Consider the following 17394-nt stretch of genomic DNA (forward strand, 5'->3'; position numbering starts at 1 on the left):
CTCAGCCCTGACGGACAAGCCCGCGTGCCGCCAGGTTGCGATACAGGGCACGGACACCGAATGTCCACGGCGCGATCTCTGTCGACAGGCGCACCGTGTTGACGAGCGCGCCGAGTGCAGGCGCGCTGATCGTCACGCGGTCGCCGAGGTGGTGCGTAAAGCCGGCACCAGGTGCGTCACGGTCCTTGATCGGCGAGAACATCGTGCCGAGGAACAGCATGAAGCCGTCCGGGTATTGATGATGCGGCCCGCAGGTCTGGGCGACGAGATCGAGCGGGTCGCGGCTGATCTCGCTCATGTGGCTTACGCCGTCGAGCGTGAAGCCGTCGTCCGCGCCTTCAACACGCAGCGATACCTGCGTCGCCCGGATCGTGTCGATCGTGAAGCGCTCGTCAAACAGTCGCACAAATGGGCCGATCGCGCAGGAGCCGTTGTTGTCCTTGCATTTGCCCAGCAGCAATGCGGAGCGCCCTTCGATGTCGCGCAAGTTCACGTCGTTGCCGAGCGCTGCTCCGACGACATGGCCGGCGCTGCTGACCGCCAGCACAATCTCCGGCTCCGGGTTGTTCCAGCGCGAGGCCGGATGCAGGCCCACGTCGGCGCCGAAGCCGACCGCCGACATCGGCTGCGATTTGGAGAACACTTCCGCATCGGGGCCGATGCCGACTTCCATGTATTGCGACCATGCGCCCCGGCGCTGCAGTTCCTCCTTGAGCCGCATGGCGGCATCGGAGCCGGGCTTGATCTTGGAGAGGTCCGAGCCCACCACACCCACAATCGACTCGCGCACGTCGCGAGCCTTGGCCGGATCGCCGCCAGCCTGTTCTTCGATCACGCGCTCGATCAGGCTGACAGCAAACGTCACACCGCAGGCTTTGATTGCCTGGAGGTCGTTCGGCGCAAGCAGGGTTGGTGCACTGCCCGTGCGATCGGCGGCCAGGGAGCGTTCGACAAGCGTTTCGACGCGGCCCAGGTTTTCGCCCGGTGCCTGCCGGGCCACGGCCAGTGCGTCAGGATGCTCGAACAGATCTGCCACCGTTGGCACGGCTTCCGTGATGTCGAACACGACACCGTTGCGCACCACCACGACAGAAGGCCCCTCGCCGCTGGCAGTCGTACGCCAGACCCGACCAACGAGCGTTGACTGCTCCAGATCGTGCGGCAAGTAGTTGGCGATGGCGGTCATGTGTACTCCGGAAATTGGACACCCTTGTTGCCAAGGAACCCGCGTGATCGTAGAGATGGCGGTGCGGGGTGTCCAACACGGTGACGTAATTTCCAACCTGTTGGACAATCGAGCCAATCATGAGCGGAGCAGGTTTCCAGTGAAGACAGACTACGAGGTGCCAGCACTCAAGCGCATTCATGACGTGCTGGAAATACTTTGCGCGGCGACGTCTCCCGTCCGTCCGGCCGCATTGGCGCAGGCGACGGGCATGTCCAGAAGCACGCTGTACCTGCTGCTGGAGTCTCTGGAAAAGCGCCGCTGGATCGAGAAGCGGGCCGATGGCTATCTGATCGGCCTGACCTTGTTTGAGCTGGGTAATGCCTATTTCCGCCACGACAGCTTGTTGGCAGCGTTCCGGCGCGAATCCGCTGCCTTCGTGGCCACACACAACGAAGTCGTCCAGCTTGCCGTGCTCGACGGCACGGAAGTCGTGTACATCGCACGGGAGGATGCGCCGCGGCCCGTCCGCCTTGTGTCGGATGTCGGCCTGCGCCTGCCCGCGCATTGCTGCGCGCTGGGCAAGGCACTTCTCGCCAGCCTTGATGACGAAGCGGTGTGCGCGCTCCTGCCGGCCCGGCTTGCCGCCATGACGGAGCGCACCACCACGCGCCGCACCGATCTCCTCCACGAGCTTGAAAGCATTCGCGTGGGGGGGCTGGCGACGGAGCGTGAGGAGGTGGTGGCGGGGCTGGCCTGCTTTGCTGCGTTCGTCGGTGTCACGCCGCTGGGAAAGCACGTTGCCGTGAGTTCCAGCGTGCCCATCAGCCGGCTGGACGCACGCAGGGAGAAGCGTCTCATTGTCGGTGTTGCTGGCATGGCGGACCGCATCGGCCGCGCGCTGGCGCAGGCGTAGCGCTCGGCTGTTTTCGTGGCAGGTTCCGCTATGATCGCCACTCCTCTTTCCCCTTGCGCGTAGACGTTTCTCAATGACCACTGGCCCAACACCCCCTCGCATGGCCGATGTTGCGCGCGCGGCCGGCGTGTCGAAGATGACGGTATCGCGGGTGCTGGCAGGCGGCAGCGTGTCGCCTGCAACCCGTGCCCGTGTGCAACAGGCCATCGACGCACTCGGCTACGTCGCTACGGCTGCGGCCGGGATGCTGTCCAGCGGCCGGTCGGAATTTGTGGCTGCCTTGGTGCCTTCGCTGGCCAGCTCCAACTTTGCCGACACCGTGCGCGGGCTGACGGATGCGCTTGCGCCGCATGGCCTGCAATTGCTGCTGGGTGACACCGATTACCACCTCGACCAGGAAGAGGCGCTGGTGAAGTCGCTGCTGCGCCATCAGCCGCGCGGCATCGCATTGACAGGGCGCCACCACAGTGCAGGCACGCGCGCGCTACTGGAGCGCGCCGGCATCCCGATCGTGGAGATGTGGGATCTGCCTGAGCGCCCGATCGATAGGGCGGTTGGGTTCTCGAACGCCAAGGCGTCGCTCGCGATGCTGCGCCACCTGCACGAACGGGGCTACCGGCGTATCGGTTTCCTGTGCGGCGCAAGCGAGCTGGACCGCCGTGGCACAGACCGCATGCGCGGATACGCGAACGGAATCAAGGCGCTTGGCCTTGGCGAGCCGCGCGTGATCCGCCTGGGCGACTCGCCCATCACCATGAGCCACGGCGGCCCGGCCATGGCCGCGTTGCTCGAAGCCTGGCCCGATACCGATGCCGTGATGTGCGTGAGTGACATGTCCGCATTCGGCGCCATCATGGAATGCCACCGGCGCGGCCTCTCCGTGCCCGGCGACATTGCCGTTGCGGGCTTCGGCAATTTTGAAGTCGCGTGGTGTTGCCACCCGACCATCACGACGATTTCCGTGGATGCCTATGGCATCGGCCTGCGCACGGGCGAGGTCTTGCTCGATGCGCTCGGCGTTGGCGAGGTCACGGGCGCGCGCAAGCTTTCGCGCATCGACTTCAGCATTGTCGAGCGCGAGAGCGCGTAGCCGGCAGCGCGCCGCCGGCTGTTTCATGCTTTTTCATGCATCAATGCGAGTGCCGTGGATTGCCGCGCGTCTCGATCACGTTCAGATACAGCGTTGCCGGCTCGAGGCATCCGCCCGTTGAAAGCTGCCCGACGAACTTCCGGTAGATTTCCTGCCAAGGCGTTTGTGACTGCGGCACGCTGAATGTTGCGGTTTCACGCCGGCGCTCAAGCTCTTCCGCGTCGACCAATACATTGACCTTGCGCGCATTGAGGTCTACGCGGATGCGATCGCCCGTGCGCAGCAGCGCAAGGCCGCCACCGGCAGCCGCCTCCGGAGACATGTTCAAGATCGATGGACTCGCGGAGGTGCCGCTCTGCCGGCCATCGCCCATGCACGGCAGCGATTCGATCCCTTGCTTGACCAGCGCCGCGGGCGGCGCCATGTTGACGACCTCCGCGCTGCCCGGATAACCGACCGTTCCGCAGCCGCGGATGACGAGGATGCAGCGCTCGTCGATCGCCAGCGCCGGATCGTTGATGCGGGCGTGATAGTCCTCCGGGCCATCGAAGACGATCGCTCGCGTCTCGAAGACGTTTTCCGCGCCGGGTTCGCTCAGGTAGGTCTGCCGGAATGCTTCGCCCACCACCGACATCTTCATGATCGCGCTGTCGAAGAAATTGCCCGACAGCACGATGAACCCTGCGCGGTGCTTGAGCGGTGCGTCCACAGGAAAAATCACATCGCTGTCCGCGGCGGGGGCGGCATCGGCAATCGCGCCGATCGTGCGGCCCGACACGGTGGGGCAATCGCGCCGCAGCAACCCGCCCGCGTCAAGCTGGCGAAGCACTGCCGGCACGCCACCCGAGCGGTGAAAGCTCTCGCCCAGGTATTCGCCTGCCGGCATGCAGTTCACCAGAAGCGGAACCGATTCTCCGTGGCGCTGCCAGTCTTCGAGGCTCAGTTCCAGGCCCATGTGGCGCGCGATGGCGATGAGGTGAGGCGGGCAGTTGGTGGACGCACCAAGCGCCGAGGCCACCATGATGGCGTTTTCGAACGCCGCGCGCGTCATGATCTTCGAGGGGCGAATGTCTTCGTGCACCAGGTCGACGATGCGCTTGCCGGTGGCATAGGCCATTTGCCCGCGCTCCCGATACGCCGCCGGAATGCTGGCACACCCGGGCAGCGACATGCCCAGCGCTTCGGCCAGGCTGTTCATCGAAAGCGCGGTGCCCATCGTGTTGCAGTGGCCGATCGACGGTGACGACGCGGTGGTCAACTCCATGAAGCCTTCGTAGTCGATGTCGCCGGCAGCCAGCCGGTTGCGCGCATGCCAGATGACGGTGCCGGAGCCGACCCGTTTGCCCTCGTGCCAGCCATCCAGCATCGGCCCGCCAGACAGGACGATGGCCGGCAGGTCGACCGTGGCGGCAGCCATCAGGCAGGCGGGCGTGGTCTTGTCGCAACCGGTCGTCAGCACAACGCCGTCAAGCGGGAAGCCGTGGAGGATCTCGACCAGGCCGAGATAGGCGAGATTGCGGTCGAGCGCGGCGGTCGGGCGGCGGCTTTGCTCGGCAAGCGGGTGGACCGGAAACTCCATCGGGATGCCGCCCGCGTCGCGTATGCCGGCCTTCACCCGCTGCGCCAGTTCCAGGTGGTGCCGGTTGCATGGCGCCAGGTCGTTTCCCGTTTGTGCAATGCCGATGATCGGCCGGCCCGACTGCAGCTCTTCACGCGTCAGGCCGTAGTTCATGAAGCGTTCGACATAGAGGGCAGTCATGTCTGCATGGTTCGGATCATCGAACCAAAGCTGGCTGCGCAGTCTGCGTGGAGGTTGGGCGGGCATGGTGTCTCGGTTGTTATGTGGAACAGAGTTCCCTCTGGGGGGAATCGGCGTGGCGCTTTCCGGAGGCCTGCAGGCTATGTTGGTACCGGTAACAACGCATGGTAGGGCCGGAAGCTGGCGCAGGCAATAGCCCGCGTTGTCAGCCCCACTTTCGAGGAGGGTGTTTGGATTTGCCGACAGTCGCCTGAGCGCAAGCGTTTGCCGCCCCCGGCTGGTGGGGGGCGGCCTGCGATTTCACGATTCTGCAAACAACCCGCCCTATGTTGTGCCGATCTTCGGGGGAGGATAGGGGGCTGCCATGCAGGGGTTATCTGCACGATTCGAAAAGACTGATGCAGGAAGACGTGAAATCGCCACGCGCGGCGGCGTGCTCAGCCGCTCAAGCCGCGCGCTGCTCATCATGGTGGACGGGCAGGTCACGGGCGAGGACCTTGCCGTGCGTGCCGGTCAGCTCGGCCTGGAAGCGCGGGCCGTGTTCGAGCTGGTGCAGGCAGGTTTCATTCAAAGCGCAACCGATGTTGCCGGCGAGCGTGTCTTCGTTCAGGTGGCCCAGCCGCAACCCGAGACGCTCAAGCCTGCCGCACCGGCGCGCAAGCGTTCGCTGGCGGCGGCGCGCATGTATCTCATGGACATTGCGGCACGCACGTTCAGCTCGGCTGAGCATCCGGTCCGCCAGCGCCTGGTCGAGGCCACCGACCGCGCCTCTGTGGAAAGCGCGTTCGATGCGTTGCTGGCGGCTCTGCGTGAAGCCACATCGGCGTCGATGGTGGAGCAGGTGGAAGTGTCGTTCCGTGGGTTTCTGCCGGCCGAAGAAGGCGTGGCGGGCTGAGTGCTTTGCTCACGCGTGGCGCGACACGACCATGAAATACGCGCAAGGCTCCGCCGTTTGATTGGCAAAACCGTGCTCCACGTTCGCCTCAAAGAAGAGTGAGTCGCCGGGCCCCAGGTATTCCTTGGCGTTTTTGAACTCGACGACGAGGTTGCCGATGGTTACCACGATCTGCTTTTCGGCCCCGGCAGGGTAGCCGGGCAGTATCCCGGTTGAGACGCCGGGCGGAAGGTAGTGATAGAGGAGTTCGACGCGCCCGCCGCCCGTTGCCGGTGAAACGATATGCCGCTCAAAGCCGGTTTCCGGATCGCGGAAGACGGGCCGCTCCGCTCGGCGCATGCGCACCACCGCGCCTTCTGATGCACCGCCCCCGGCCAGTTCCGTCAACGAGGTCTGCAGGTTGTGGGCGATTTTGGCTGCAATCCCGATGGTCGGGCTTTTTTCTCCGCGCTCCACTTTGGACAGCATCGCCCGGCTGACGCCCGAGCGTTGGGAAAACTGTTCCAGCGTCAGTCCGGCGGCCTCCCGCAGCTTGCGCACACGCGCACCAAAGGCACGCGACGACGCCTCGTCGTCATCTTGCGGCCTCAAGTCCTCATCTTGCTTTGCCAACACGCCTCCTTTGCCTTACCCACGCAAACTCGTCAGGCTGACATTATGTCCACGATGGAAGAACATCCAAGCTGAAATGCCGTTTTTTCTTGCCAAAATCTTCCATAGAAGATAGATTTCTCAGAAATAACCCAATGGGAGGCGAAGCATGGGCAGCATGAAACTGATTTCGCAAGGCCAGCGCTACGCTGCCTTTGAATTCGGCGATGTCCAGGTCGTCGCGCTGCGCGATGGCTACATCGACGTGCCGACGACGCGGCTGTGCCAGGCATCCGGCGAGCCCCTCGACACGCTGCCTGCCGGCGTTCCCGTCGTGAACGGTCAGCTGCGGTTGTCAGTCAACGCATTCCTGGTCGTCCACAAGGGCACGTCTGTGCTGATTGATGCCGGCGCATCGAACGCACTCGACGATTCGATGGGCGGCCTCCTAAGCGGATTGCAGGAATGCGGCATCGACAGAAACACCATCACTCAGGTAGCGGTCACGCACACGCATGAAGACCATGTGCACGGGCTCATTGCTCCGGACGGTTCGGAGGCATTTCCCAAGGCGGAACGCATCCTGATCCCGAAGGAAGAGGTATCGGAAATCACCGGGCGGCTCGCGCCAGTGCGCGATCGTGTGGCACCGGTTGACGATGGGCTGATCGTCAGCGATCGGATCACCGCCGTGCGGGCCGCAGGGCATTCGCAAGGGCACACCGTCTATGAAGTCAGAAGCAGTGCCGGGCACCTTCTGGTGTGGGGCGACATCATTCACGTACCGTCCATTCAGTTCGGGCGTCCGGAACTGACCTGGGAGCTTGATGACAGCCAGCCCCAGGCACGTACTACGCGCAAGGCGATCTTGGAAAGAACAGCGCGCCCGGACTACTACGTGGCGGGCGCGCATCTCGACTTTCCCGGTATCGGCCAGGTGATCAGGCGCGGTGAAGATTTTGCCTTCCAAGCCATTGAATCTCGCACGACGGGCCGTGATTAAGGCATCGGACCAGCCCGCGCTGAGCCTGCGCGTGCAGCCTCACGCTGCCTGCTGCGCCACCCCGTCCTTGAGCAGCCCCCGCGCCCGTTGATTCGACTTGTAGATGTTGTCGCGCACGGGCACCGCGCCGGTCTTCACGCTGTGCACCCATTCCTGGGTCGACATCACCGCCGCGAAGCGCGATTGCAGGACCACGCTGAACACGCGGTGGATCTCTTCCGCACTCGCAAAGCCGGCCTGGTTCTGATACGGCACCGCGCCCGATGCGTCATGCAGGAATTCCACCGCCGTGCCGTTGTGCAGGGCGTGGTTGATCGTGGATGCATCGCAGTTGTGCGTCATGTAGCCGACCACGGCGAGCGTATCGATGCCACGCGCTTCCAGCCATTGCGCCAAGTCCGTCTCCGGATAGGCGCTGGGCAGCAGCTTGCGCAGATAGTGATCATGCGGGCGCGACGCCACCACCGGGTGCAGTTGCCAGCCATCGGTGTCGATGGCAAACAGCGGCGAGCTGGCCGGCGAGGTCTGCTGCACGACGATCACCGGAATGCCCGCCTCGCGTGCCGCGTCCATGGCAGCACCAACGTTGGCCACAGTCTGCTGCGGGTCCGGATACTCGATCGGCAGGCCGCCGGTGAAGTATTCGTTCTGCACATCAATGACGATCAGGGCGCGCTTCGGGGCGGTGTTCGTGGTCATGGCTGACTCCTCAAGGTCGGTTGGATCGGGCATTTGCGTGAGCCCGTGGACAGCATCTTCGCGAATGTCTATCCTTCCCGACAGTGGCCCGAAAGACGTTTATCGAAAGAATCGGGCCAAAGCGCGGAGCCTGTATGCAAGCCCAGTCATCTCAACCACCCCAGCATCCCCAGCAAGTCGCCGTTCTGGCCTTCAACGACATCAGCCCGTTTCACCTGTCCGTGCCGTGTCTTGTGTTTGAAGACCGCGTCTGGGCAGGGCTGCCGTCCTACAACCTGCGGATCTGCGCCGGCGAGCCCGCGAGGAAGGGCGGCCTGCGCACCACAGCCGGGTTTGCCGTGCAGACGGAGTTCACGCTCGAAGATGCCGCCCGCGCCGACGTGCTGATCGTGCCGTCATGGCGTGACACGGACGAGCGTCCGCCGGCGGCGATGGTGAACGCGGTGGGCGATGCCTATGCGCGCGGCGCAACGGTGGTCGGACTGTGCCTGGGCGCGTTTGTGCTGGCCGAAGCAGGCGTGCTCGACAGCCATGAGGCGACCACGCACTGGAGCGCCGCCGATGCGTTCTCGCAGCGCTACCCGCGCGTGAAGCTTGTGCCGGATGTGCTCTATCTGGACGCTGCCGACGGCCGTCTGGTGACCTCCGCAGGCACGGCCGCCGGGCTGGACTGCTGCCTGCATCTCGTGCGCCGTTGGCATGGCGCGGAGGTGGCCAACCGCATTGCACGGCGGCTGGTGGTCGCGCCGCACCGGCAGGGCGGCCAGGCGCAATACATCGAGCAACCGTTGCACGATGCCCCCGGCGGCGATCGCCTGTCGGATCTGCTGAACTGGACGGTGGCCAACCTCGCGGAGCCACACTCGCTGGACTCGCTCGCCGAGCGGGCGGCCATGAGCCGGCGCAATTTCACGCGGCGCTTCCGTGAGTTGACTGGCACCACCGTCGGCCAATGGTTGCTGGGGCAGCGTCTGGCCTATGCGCAGCGCATGCTGGAGACCACGCGTCAGCCGGTCGAAGCGATTGCGCAACTTGCTGGCTTCGGCAGCGCGGTATCGTTGCGACAGCATTTCAGCCGGACGTATCACACGTCGCCCAGCGCTTACCGCGCCTTGTTTGCGCAAGCCTAAAAAAAGCGGCTGATGAGCCGCTGTGTTGGTTACTTGCTCAGCTCGTGGCCGATGACGGCGCCGGCTGCGGCACCCCCGATCGTCCCGGCCGTGCTATGCGTCAGTTCGTGGCCGGCCACACCGCCTGCCACTGCACCGCCTGCCGTACACGCCGTGAGCGTGGGAGCCAGCACGGCAATCGCGCAGACCAGCGCTGTTTTCCATGCGTTCATGATGTCCTCCTGAGTCGCCGGCCAGAAGCAGCGGCCGGCATATCCCTCAGTCGAGCAAGGCGCGTGCCGCGCTCACATGAACAGCGGTGACAGCGATAGATGCGACAGCGCGATCACGATCACCTGCGCGATCACCAGCAGGATCAGCGGAGACAGATCGAGCCGCCCACCGAGCGGCGGCACCACGCGGCGGATCGGGCGCAAGAGCGGGTCGACCAGCGTGTTAAGCACGGCGCCCATCGGCGATGCCGGACCCATCCACGACAGGACGGCCGACGCAATCGTCACCCACACCAGCACGTTGAACGCCCACTTGAGCACCGTGAACAGCGCCGCCACAAAGCCCATCGGCACAAGCGCCACCGGGCTCAAGCCCACCGACGCGAGCAGCAGGAACAGATACACGAGTGCCGTGGCATACGCGGCCACCAGCGACGACCAGTCGATATAGCCCGTGGCGGGAATCACCCGGCGCAGCGGGTGCACCAGCCAGCCGGTCAGCTGGAAGATGGCCTGCGACAGCGGATTGCGCGGTGACAGCCGCACCGCTTGCGTCCAGGCGCGCAGCAGCAGCGCCGCGCCAAAGAGCGAGAAGATCGTGTCGAGCAGAAAACGCGTGATATCGCCGAACATGCGTCCGGTTCTCCTATGGTCAGGTCGGGCAAAAGCGCGCAGCAAACGCGCGTGCTGGGGCGCGGTATTGTCGCACGGCAATCTGACGGGGATCTGTGCGCCGATGCCTCTGCGCAGCAGCGGCGCATTCGCGTATTGTGGTGCCCGTTCGCTGTTTTCCCTGTGAGGAGACCTGCCTTGAAGCCCACCCTGTTTCGCGCGTTGTTGTCGCTGGCGTGCCTGTCTGCGGTGCCGCATGTGCATGTGCATGCGCAGGCCGATACCACGTTCGCCGTCGAATCGCCTGCCTTTGCCGACAACGGCGTCATGGACCGCAAGTACGCCGGGAAGAACCCCGCCAACGCCAATTGCACGGGCGACAACGTCTCGCCGCCGCTGCACTGGTCCAACGTCCCGCCCGGTACCAACAGCCTCGTGCTGATCGCCACCGACCCGCAGGGCGCGGGCGGCCTGGGCGTGAACCACTGGATGGCTTACGGCATCCCGGCCACGCAGACGAGCCTGCCGGAAGGCGCCGGCACCGACAGCGCGCTACGCATGGGCCAGAACGCCATCGGCAAGCCGGCGTATCTCGGGCCGTGTCCGCCCAAGGGCACGGGCATGCACCACTACGTCTTTGTGCTGATTGCCACGGATCTGGCGCCGGACGCGTTGCCCAATGGGCTTACGCGGGCTGAACTCGACGCAGCCATCAAGGGGCACAGCAAAGGCGCCGCCGCCTGGATTGGCCGCTTCGGCAACTTTTGATCGATGAGCGGCCGTTCACCGGTGCCGCACCGCGCGCGGCCGCCGGCGGCTCACAATCCCGCCACAGGGAAGCTCGCCTGCCAGACAGCGCTTTGCACGTTCACCGGTTTCGGAATCAGTTTCTGCTGCAGGAACAGGTCTGCAATCTGCTGCTGCGAGGCGACGATCTGCGGCGTGACCGGCGTGACGCCGTAGGGCACGCGCCGCAGCCAGGTCTCCACAACCGGCTGTTGGATGCCGAGCTTGGGTGCCAGCAGGGCGGCGGTTTCCTGCGGATGCTGATTCACCCACAGCCCGGCTGTGCGCAACTGGGCCAGGATGGCGTTGACCGCGCGCGGATGCGTGTTCACGAACTCCGGCGTGGCTTCGTAGAAGTTGAACACCGGCAGCTCGCTGAAATCGCCCAGCGTGCGTGTCTTCAACGCCTTCTGTGCCAGCGCGTAATACGGATCCCACACGACCCACGCATCGATCGCACCACTCTCAAAGGCAGCCCGCGCCTCGGCCGGTGGCAGGTAGATCGGCTGAATATCCTGCACCGTGAGGTTGGCGCGACGAAGCAGCTGCACCAGCAGGTAGTTGGAGCTGGAGCCCTTCTGCAGCGCGATGCGCTTGCCTTTCAGGTCAGCCACGCTGTGCGCGGGTGAGTTGTCCAGCACGAACAGCGCCTCGTTGGTCTTGCCGCCCGGCTCGGCCCCCACATAGACAAGGCGTGCGCCTGCGGCCTGCGCAAACACGGCCGGCGGCGCGCCGGTGTAGCCGAACTCAATGCTGCCGGTGTTGAGCGCCTCCAGCAGTTGAGGCCCGGCAGGGAATTCCTTCCATTCCACCTTGTAGCCAAGCTCGGCCAGCGGTTTGTCGAGCGCGCCTTGCGCTTTCAGCACCGCCAGCAGTCCGGCTTTCTGAAACCCGATACGCACCGTGGTCGGGTCGGCGGCCTGCGTCAGGCCTGCGCACAGCGCTATGCCGGCGCCAAGCAATGCGGCCAGCCAGCGTCGGCGGCCAGATGGGGTGGTGTGGGGCGAATGGCTTTGCATGGTTCCTCCTGCGTCGTCTGTGTTGTGCAGCTGATGCTACGGACAGCACACGCACGAAGGAACGAACAAGATTGCATGTGGATAGACGCCGCCAACGTCAGCCCGGCGCTGCAGTGGCGGCAAGCTCCGCCAGATACGCCCACGGATAGATGCCGCGCGCATGTCCATCACTGAAAACCAGTTGCACGCCGTAACCCGCAGGCGCGATGGTGGTGACGCGCACGGCCGCCGGCACGTTGATCGGCGTGCCGTGATGGCGCTTGAACTGGCACTCCGCACAGCGGCACGCCTCGCGCAATGCCGCGTGGTCGAGCGCGACAACGGCGTCTGCCCAGTGCAGGCGCAACCGGCCTTGTGCGATGTCGTTGTCGATGTGCTCAGGCGGCTGCACGGGCGCGCTCGATTTGTGCCAAGGCGATCCGCACGGCCTTGACGACTTCCGGGTCGCCATCGGTTTGTGCACTGGGCAGGGCCGGCAGGGCAGAGGCTTCGCCGATTTCGCCCAAGGCGAGCGCGGCTTCCTTGCGCAGATTGCTGATCGGGTGCGTGAGCAACGCGGCGACCGTATCGACGGCATGCGCAGCACGCCACCGGCCGAGCGCGCGTGCAGCCTGCAGGCGGACTTGCCAATACGTATCGGCCAACGCCTCGACCAGCGCTTGCGTGACGTGCGAGTCGGGAGCGAGCGCCCGCAGCTTGCCGAGCGTGCTGGCACTTTCCTCCCGCACGCGCCAGGCGGTGTCGTGCAGCGCATCGAGCAGCGCGGGCAGTACGGCGGCATCGGTCGCAAGGCCGAGGGCACCCACTGCGGCACGGCGTACCTCGACATCTGCGTCATGACGCGCGCGTTCCGCCAACGCGGGCAATGCGCCCACATGCTTGCGCCAGCCGAGCACCGCAACGGCCTCACGGCGCACGGCGGCATCGGCGTCATGCAATGCGTGCAGCGCGGGCGCTTCGCTCTCGGGCACGCGCAGCTCACGCAGCCCGCGCAAGGCAGCGGCGCGTACAAAGGCGTTGGCATGATCCACGTAAGGCAACAGCGCGGGGGCGGAGTCGGGCGATTTCAAATCCGTCAGGCCGAGTGCCGCGGCGTGCCGCACGGCACCATCCACGTCTTCCAACGCGCGGGCGAGTGCCGCTACCGTATCCGGCTGCTCCCACGTCGCGAGGATGCGCGCGGCTTCCAGCCGAACTTCCGGCGCGGGGTCGTGCGCAAGCAGCGCGATCACGTCGGGCAACGCGTCGGCGTCTTCCGCATCAGCCAGTTGGAGGAGGGCAACGCGGCGGGTTGCGGCATCCGCGTCGTGCAGGCGCGCCAGGAGGGTTGTCGTCATCGCTACCTCAGCGCAGCAGATACGGAATGTCGACCTTCACCGCGCCGGTCGGGCAGTCCTGCTCGCAGGGCATGCAGTACCAGCATTCGTCGAACTGCATGAAAGCCTTGCCTTTGGTCAGGTCGATGGCGAGCAGGTCGAGCGGGCAGACATCGACGCACACGGTGCAGCCCTTGTCGGCAATGCACTTGGCTTCGTCGATGGTGACGGGCGCGCTGCTGCGGGAGGTGATGTCGTGCGGCGTGTGGGTGAAATGAACGGTCGTCTGTTGCATGGTCATGCAGCCTTCGGAATGCGCATGTGCGCGTAGGAATCGGTGCCGAGCACATCGACTGGGATGACGTACGGTTCAACAGCCTGCTTGCGGCTGGCCATGGCGCCGTGTGCGTCCTTGTACAGGCGCGTATGACAGAACCAGTTGGCGTCGTCGCGTTCGGGGTAATCCACGCGATGGTGATACAGGCCCCAGCGGCTTTCGGTGCGGAAGAGCGAGGCGCGCGCGGCCATCTCGGCGCAATCGCGGATGAAGCTGACTTCCATCGCGCGCATCAGCTCGTGCGGGTTGCTCGCGTGCAGGTGCGTGATGTCTTCGGCAATCTCGTCGAAGCGGCGCAGGCCGATTTCCATCTTGCGCGTGACCTTGGGCGGTTGCAGGTAATCGTTCACCATGCGGCGCAGCTTGTATTCCACCTGCGCGGGGGCGAGGCCGTGGTCGCGCTGCAGCGGCGCAAAGATGCGCGCGCGCTCGCGGGCGATCTGTTCGGCGTCGATGCGGGCGTCGCCTTGCCGGCCGGCGATGTAGTCCGCCGCGTTCTGGCCCGCGAACCAGCCGTACGTGAACGCACCGAGCATGTAGTTGTGCGGCACCGCAGCCATGTCGCCCGCCGCGTAAAGGCCTGGCACGGTGGTTTCCGCGCGCGCATTCACATACACGCCAGACGCGCTGTGCCCGCTGCAGAAGCCGATTTCGGAGATGTGCATCTCCACCATCTGCGTGCGGTAATCGGTGCCCCGCCCCGCGTGGAAGCGGCCGCGGCTCGGGCGCTCGTTGGTGTGCAGAATCGTCTCGATGGTCTGGATGGTTTCTTCGGCCAGGTGGTCGAGCTTGAGAAACACCGGGCCCTTGCCGCCCTGCAGCTCCTGGTAGAACTCCCACATCATCTGGCCGCTCCAGTAGTCGCACTGGATGAAGCGCTCGCCGCGGGCGTTGGCCGTGTAGCCGCCCAGCGGGCCGGTCACATATGCGCAGGCGGGGCCGTTGTAATCCTTGATGAGTGGGTTGATCTGGAAGCATTCCAGGTTGGAAAGCTCCGCGCCCGCGTGATACGCCATCGCGTAGCCATCGCCGGCGTTGGTGGGGTTCTCGTATGTGCCCATCAGGTAGCCGGACGACGGCAAACCGAGCCGCCCAGCCGCACCGCAACTCAGCACCACGGCCTTTGCGTGCACCACGAGAAAATCTGCCGTTCGGCAGTCGAAGCCGAGCACGCCGCAGGCCGCCCCATCGGCATCCGTCAGCACACGCGTGACGACGATGCGGTTCGTGATCTCCACCCGCGCACGCTTGAGCTGGCGATACAGCACCTTCTTGATGTCGTGCCCCTCCGGCATCGGCAGCACGTAGCTGCCCATGTGGTGGACCTTCTTGACGGCGTAGTCGCCGGTTTCGTCCTTCTCGAACTTCACGCCCCAGCGGTCGAGCTGCTCGATGGTGGCAAAGCTGTGTTGCGCATAGGCATACACGCCCGATTGATCGACGATGCCATCGTTGGCCAAGGTGATTTCGCGCGTGTATTGCTCGGGCGTGGCATGCCCGGGAATGACGGCGTTGTTCAGCCCATCCATGCCCATCGAGATGGCGCCGCTGCGCTTCACGTGCGCTTTGTCGATCAGCAGCACACGCAGCGCGGGGTTGCGTTCTTTTGCCTTGATGGCCGCCATCGGGCCGGCCGTGCCGCCGCCCACGACGACGAGGTCGTACTCCAGTTCCAACGTGTTCATACGGTGCCTTGCAAAGGGAGGATGGATTGCGCATGCGTCGCCACTTGCCGATCCAGTCGGAGCCGGTACTGGAAGGCGTCGCCGCGAAAATAAAGGCGTTCAAAGTCGATGGGCGTGCCTTGTGCGTCATGCGTCAGGCGCTCCACACGCAGCAGCGCTGCGCCTGCGCCCGTGTCGAGCGCGGTGGCCGTGGCGTGATCGGTCAATGCCGCATCGATGGCGAGCGTGGCATGGCCCAGCGCCACACCCGCGTCCTGCTCCAGCACGAGAAACACATCGCGCGTGGCGAGGTCCGCCCGGGCGACGATGCTGCCAAGTGCGTCCGGCAGCCACGTCACCTCAAGCGACACCGGCACCTGATCCAGCAACCGCACGCGATGCAATTCCGTGACGGGCGTATCGGGCGCCAGTTGCAGCGCCTGCGCCACATCGGTTGGCGCAGGCACCGTTTGCAGCTTCAGCACGCGATTGCGAATGGCGCGACCGTGTGCCGACATCGCCTCGGCAAAGCCCTGCAGCGCAGTCACGTTCTGAAACGCCTTTGGCTGGCTCACAAACGAGCCTTTTCCGTGACGGCGGAAGATCAGCCCTTCGTTCTGCAGATCTGCCAACGCCTGACGCACGGTGATGCGGCTGGCGTTGAAATGCGCGCCCAGCGCCGCTTCTGACGGCAGCAGCGATGCTGGCGCGTAGTGACCGTTGCGAATGCCCTCGCGCAGCGCGCCCTTGATGCGCTCATAGAGCGGCGGGGCAGGTTGGCGGTGCAAATTAGAGGTGGTCATCGATGGGCGCAACTCGTCATAACAAGTGCGCCCAGTGTAAAAAGCAGACGTATGCAGCGGAACGAAGCTTTTTCGATATGCATGCTCGGTTTCTGACACGCACGGCCGCTATAGTTGCGAGATTGTTTTAAGCCCCCCGCGCGCCGCGCACGCGGGCCGGCATCAGATGTACGGAGCGCCGCGTCTCAGACGGCGCACGAAAACAACGGATACGGGTGATGGACCAGGGCGCACGCCTGCAAGATTTTTCCGCCGGCTTTGCTGACACATTGCGGCAAGCCATGCACGACGTCGACTTCGAGTGGCTCTCGTTTGGCCTGATGGAATACATCGGCGAGGCGGGCAAGCAGCGAGGCGAGCAACGCGTGCTCTACAACACCAACTCCCCCGCCGGCTGGGAAGAGCGCTATCTGGAGCAGCGCCATTTCGAGATCGACCCGCGCATCGCACTGCAGGGGGACTGCGGCTTGCCCCTGGCATGGGACATCCCTTACCTGCGTGAGCGCGTATGCGCCGACCATGCCGACCCTCGCATTGAAACCTTCTTTGCCGACCTGGTGCGCTTCAACCTGAATAGCGGCATCGTGTGGGGCGCGCCATTGCGCCATCAGATGACGCCGCGCTCCACCTGGATCGTCTTCTGCAGCCTGTCTTCATCCAAGCCCGATCGTGCCTGGATGAACGACACGGTGATGGGCGGCGCCATGCGCATCATCGTGCGTGCCTGCACGCATCTGGAAGAAGCCCGCGACAGCGCGCAGCGCAACAAGGAGATTGCCACGCGCGCATCGCTACCCGCGCACGTCCTGCGCCGCGTGATGGAGTTTGTGGAAGCCAACGTGACGCAGCCGATCAGCGTGCGCGACATGGCCGACATTGCAGACCTGAGCGTGCATCACTTCGCCCGCAGCTTCAAAGAAGCCAGCGGCCGCACGCCGCACCAGTACGTGACCGAACGCCGCCTGCAACTTGCCAGCCGTCTGCTGACCGAGACGCGCATGTCCGTCCTGGAGATCGCAACCGCGGTGGGCTTTGAGAGCGCGAGCCACTTTGCGCTGGTCTTCCGCCGCCGCCAGGGCCTGTCGCCCAATGACTTCCGCCGCCAGCGCGTGGCGTTTTCGCACGTGGCGGCATCGCTGGCGGAATCTCGCTGAGCAGACTGCGGGGCTGCCATCGTTGCGCGCGATTTTGGTGCGCTGCACGATATGCAAACACCCTGTCTGATATCAAAAGCGATATCGGTTGGCCCCCAAAAAAACATTAGACGGTCATGTCAGGCTGTCAATACCATGGCTCACCACGAATCGCCGGCAGGGGAAGACGGTCGCCCCTGCTGAGTTTGACTCGTGTACCGCGTTGCAAAGACGACGTGCGCAGCCCCGGGGGCAGTTACCGGC

Annotated in this window: 19 protein-coding genes; 7 read left to right on the forward strand and 12 right to left on the reverse strand. The window is 64.9% G+C overall.

Features of this window, described 5'->3' with window-relative positions:
• Position 1: 1 nt before the first annotated feature.
• Positions 2-1186 (reverse strand): fumarylacetoacetate hydrolase family protein, encoded by a 1185-nt coding sequence (locus tag ACEN9T_RS08420; RefSeq protein ID WP_092972153.1) that lies wholly within the window; start codon positions 1184-1186, stop codon positions 2-4.
• Positions 1187-1325: 139 nt separating this feature from the next.
• On the opposite strand from ACEN9T_RS08420, the gene ACEN9T_RS08425 reads away from it, so the two are divergent.
• A complete protein-coding gene (locus ACEN9T_RS08425) occupies positions 1326-2081 on the forward strand; it encodes an IclR family transcriptional regulator (RefSeq protein WP_413706091.1) in 756 nt (251 codons plus the stop codon).
• Positions 2082-2154: 73 nt separating this feature from the next.
• Positions 2155-3171, forward strand: coding sequence for a LacI family DNA-binding transcriptional regulator (locus ACEN9T_RS08430; protein ID WP_092972151.1), 1017 nt, complete (start codon positions 2155-2157; stop codon positions 3169-3171).
• Between the two features lie 40 nt (positions 3172-3211).
• Here ACEN9T_RS08430 and ACEN9T_RS08435 read toward each other — a convergent pair whose 3' ends face one another.
• Entirely contained in the window at positions 3212-4996 is a 1785-nt protein-coding gene (locus tag ACEN9T_RS08435) for an IlvD/Edd family dehydratase (protein WP_413706092.1), read from the reverse strand.
• Between the two features lie 298 nt (positions 4997-5294).
• Here ACEN9T_RS08435 and ACEN9T_RS08440 point away from each other — a divergent pair, with 298 nt between their 5' ends.
• A complete protein-coding gene (locus tag ACEN9T_RS08440) occupies positions 5295-5825 on the forward strand; it encodes a hypothetical protein (RefSeq protein ID WP_413706093.1) in 531 nt (176 codons plus the stop codon).
• Between the two features lie 9 nt (positions 5826-5834).
• Here ACEN9T_RS08440 and ACEN9T_RS08445 read toward each other — a convergent pair whose 3' ends face one another.
• Entirely contained in the window at positions 5835-6437 is a 603-nt protein-coding gene (locus ACEN9T_RS08445; RefSeq protein WP_413706094.1) for a helix-turn-helix domain-containing protein, read from the reverse strand.
• 157 nt (positions 6438-6594) lie between these two features.
• Here ACEN9T_RS08445 and ACEN9T_RS08450 point away from each other — a divergent pair, with 157 nt between their 5' ends.
• Positions 6595-7419 carry an MBL fold metallo-hydrolase gene (locus ACEN9T_RS08450; RefSeq protein WP_413706095.1) on the forward strand — a complete coding sequence of 275 codons (825 nt, stop codon included), beginning with the start codon at positions 6595-6597 and terminating at the stop codon, positions 7417-7419.
• Between the two features lie 39 nt (positions 7420-7458).
• Here ACEN9T_RS08450 and ACEN9T_RS08455 read toward each other — a convergent pair whose 3' ends face one another.
• The gene (locus tag ACEN9T_RS08455; RefSeq protein ID WP_092972147.1) at positions 7459-8118 is read right to left on the reverse strand and encodes a cysteine hydrolase family protein; all 660 of its coding nucleotides are present in this window, start codon (positions 8116-8118) and stop codon (positions 7459-7461) included.
• A gap of 134 nt (positions 8119-8252) precedes the next feature.
• Here ACEN9T_RS08455 and ACEN9T_RS08460 point away from each other — a divergent pair, with 134 nt between their 5' ends.
• Positions 8253-9248 (forward strand): GlxA family transcriptional regulator, encoded by a 996-nt coding sequence (locus tag ACEN9T_RS08460; protein ID WP_413706096.1) that lies wholly within the window; start codon positions 8253-8255, stop codon positions 9246-9248.
• Between the two features lie 29 nt (positions 9249-9277).
• Here ACEN9T_RS08460 and ACEN9T_RS08465 read toward each other — a convergent pair whose 3' ends face one another.
• Together ACEN9T_RS08465 and ACEN9T_RS08470 are read right to left on the reverse strand one after the other, a co-directional pair.
• Positions 9278-9460 carry a glycine zipper 2TM domain-containing protein gene (locus tag ACEN9T_RS08465; RefSeq protein ID WP_092972145.1) on the reverse strand — a complete coding sequence of 61 codons (183 nt, stop codon included), beginning with the start codon at positions 9458-9460 and terminating at the stop codon, positions 9278-9280.
• Positions 9461-9532: 72 nt separating this feature from the next.
• Positions 9533-10093, reverse strand: coding sequence for a YggT family protein (locus tag ACEN9T_RS08470; protein ID WP_092972144.1), 561 nt, complete (start codon positions 10091-10093; stop codon positions 9533-9535).
• 177 nt (positions 10094-10270) lie between these two features.
• Here ACEN9T_RS08470 and ACEN9T_RS08475 point away from each other — a divergent pair, with 177 nt between their 5' ends.
• Positions 10271-10840, forward strand: a complete 570-nt coding sequence (locus tag ACEN9T_RS08475; protein ID WP_413706097.1) for a YbhB/YbcL family Raf kinase inhibitor-like protein — start codon at positions 10271-10273, stop codon at positions 10838-10840.
• Positions 10841-10890: 50 nt separating this feature from the next.
• Here ACEN9T_RS08475 and ACEN9T_RS08480 read toward each other — a convergent pair whose 3' ends face one another.
• The 6 genes from ACEN9T_RS08480 to ACEN9T_RS08505 all read right to left on the reverse strand — a co-directional run bounded on the left by ACEN9T_RS08480 (position 10891) and on the right by ACEN9T_RS08505 (position 15997).
• Positions 10891-11877: a sulfonate ABC transporter substrate-binding protein gene (locus ACEN9T_RS08480; protein WP_413706098.1), complete on the reverse strand. Its 987-nt coding sequence runs from the start codon at positions 11875-11877 to the stop codon at positions 10891-10893.
• Between the two features lie 97 nt (positions 11878-11974).
• Entirely contained in the window at positions 11975-12268 is a 294-nt protein-coding gene (locus ACEN9T_RS08485) for a DUF971 domain-containing protein (RefSeq protein WP_413706099.1), read from the reverse strand.
• A complete protein-coding gene (locus tag ACEN9T_RS08490; protein WP_413706100.1) occupies positions 12255-13214 on the reverse strand; it encodes a HEAT repeat domain-containing protein in 960 nt (319 codons plus the stop codon). The genes ACEN9T_RS08485 and ACEN9T_RS08490 overlap by 14 nt, the downstream gene beginning before the upstream one ends.
• 7 nt (positions 13215-13221) lie before the next feature.
• Entirely contained in the window at positions 13222-13488 is a 267-nt protein-coding gene (locus tag ACEN9T_RS08495) for a ferredoxin family protein (RefSeq protein WP_004627681.1), read from the reverse strand.
• A 2-nt stretch (positions 13489-13490) separates the two neighbouring features.
• On the reverse strand, positions 13491-15215 hold the full coding sequence (locus tag ACEN9T_RS08500; RefSeq protein WP_092972138.1) for a fumarate reductase/succinate dehydrogenase flavoprotein subunit: 1725 nt from the start codon (positions 15213-15215) through the stop codon (positions 13491-13493).
• The gene (locus tag ACEN9T_RS08505; RefSeq protein WP_413706101.1) at positions 15212-15997 is read right to left on the reverse strand and encodes a GntR family transcriptional regulator; all 786 of its coding nucleotides are present in this window, start codon (positions 15995-15997) and stop codon (positions 15212-15214) included. The genes ACEN9T_RS08500 and ACEN9T_RS08505 overlap by 4 nt, the downstream gene beginning before the upstream one ends.
• A gap of 218 nt (positions 15998-16215) precedes the next feature.
• Between ACEN9T_RS08505 and ACEN9T_RS08510 the strand changes: the two genes are divergently transcribed.
• Positions 16216-17151: a helix-turn-helix domain-containing protein gene (locus ACEN9T_RS08510; protein ID WP_092972136.1), complete on the forward strand. Its 936-nt coding sequence runs from the start codon at positions 16216-16218 to the stop codon at positions 17149-17151.
• The last annotated feature ends 243 nt before the right edge of the window (positions 17152-17394 follow it).

It is taken from the genome of Ralstonia sp. Ralssp110 (assembly GCF_047325135.1).
GTDB classification, from domain to species: domain Bacteria; phylum Pseudomonadota; class Gammaproteobacteria; order Burkholderiales; family Burkholderiaceae; genus Ralstonia; species Ralstonia mojiangensis.

Excerpts from the sequence above, each read along its gene's own strand:
- ACEN9T_RS08420 (WP_092972153.1), bottom strand. The coding sequence starts at position 1,186 with ATGACCGCCATCGCCAACTACTTGCCGCACGATCTGGAGCAGTCAACG.
- ACEN9T_RS08430 (WP_092972151.1), top strand. The coding sequence starts at position 2,155 with ATGACCACTGGCCCAACACCCCCTCGCATGGCCGATGTTGCGCGCGCG.
- ACEN9T_RS08435 (WP_413706092.1), bottom strand. The coding sequence starts at position 4,996 with ATGCCCGCCCAACCTCCACGCAGACTGCGCAGCCAGCTTTGGTTCGAT.
- ACEN9T_RS08440 (WP_413706093.1), top strand. The coding sequence starts at position 5,295 with ATGCAGGGGTTATCTGCACGATTCGAAAAGACTGATGCAGGAAGACGT.
- ACEN9T_RS08450 (WP_413706095.1), top strand. The coding sequence starts at position 6,595 with ATGAAACTGATTTCGCAAGGCCAGCGCTACGCTGCCTTTGAATTCGGC.
- ACEN9T_RS08455 (WP_092972147.1), bottom strand. The coding sequence starts at position 8,118 with ATGACCACGAACACCGCCCCGAAGCGCGCCCTGATCGTCATTGATGTG.
- ACEN9T_RS08460 (WP_413706096.1), top strand. The coding sequence starts at position 8,253 with ATGCAAGCCCAGTCATCTCAACCACCCCAGCATCCCCAGCAAGTCGCC.
- ACEN9T_RS08465 (WP_092972145.1), bottom strand. The coding sequence starts at position 9,460 with ATGAACGCATGGAAAACAGCGCTGGTCTGCGCGATTGCCGTGCTGGCT.
- ACEN9T_RS08470 (WP_092972144.1), bottom strand. The coding sequence starts at position 10,093 with ATGTTCGGCGATATCACGCGTTTTCTGCTCGACACGATCTTCTCGCTC.
- ACEN9T_RS08480 (WP_413706098.1), bottom strand. The coding sequence starts at position 11,877 with ATGCAAAGCCATTCGCCCCACACCACCCCATCTGGCCGCCGACGCTGG.
- ACEN9T_RS08490 (WP_413706100.1), bottom strand. The coding sequence starts at position 13,214 with ATGACGACAACCCTCCTGGCGCGCCTGCACGACGCGGATGCCGCAACC.
- ACEN9T_RS08495 (WP_004627681.1), bottom strand. The coding sequence starts at position 13,488 with ATGCAACAGACGACCGTTCATTTCACCCACACGCCGCACGACATCACC.
- ACEN9T_RS08500 (WP_092972138.1), bottom strand. The coding sequence starts at position 15,215 with ATGAACACGTTGGAACTGGAGTACGACCTCGTCGTCGTGGGCGGCGGC.
- ACEN9T_RS08505 (WP_413706101.1), bottom strand. The coding sequence starts at position 15,997 with ATGACCACCTCTAATTTGCACCGCCAACCTGCCCCGCCGCTCTATGAG.
- ACEN9T_RS08510 (WP_092972136.1), top strand. The coding sequence starts at position 16,216 with ATGGACCAGGGCGCACGCCTGCAAGATTTTTCCGCCGGCTTTGCTGAC.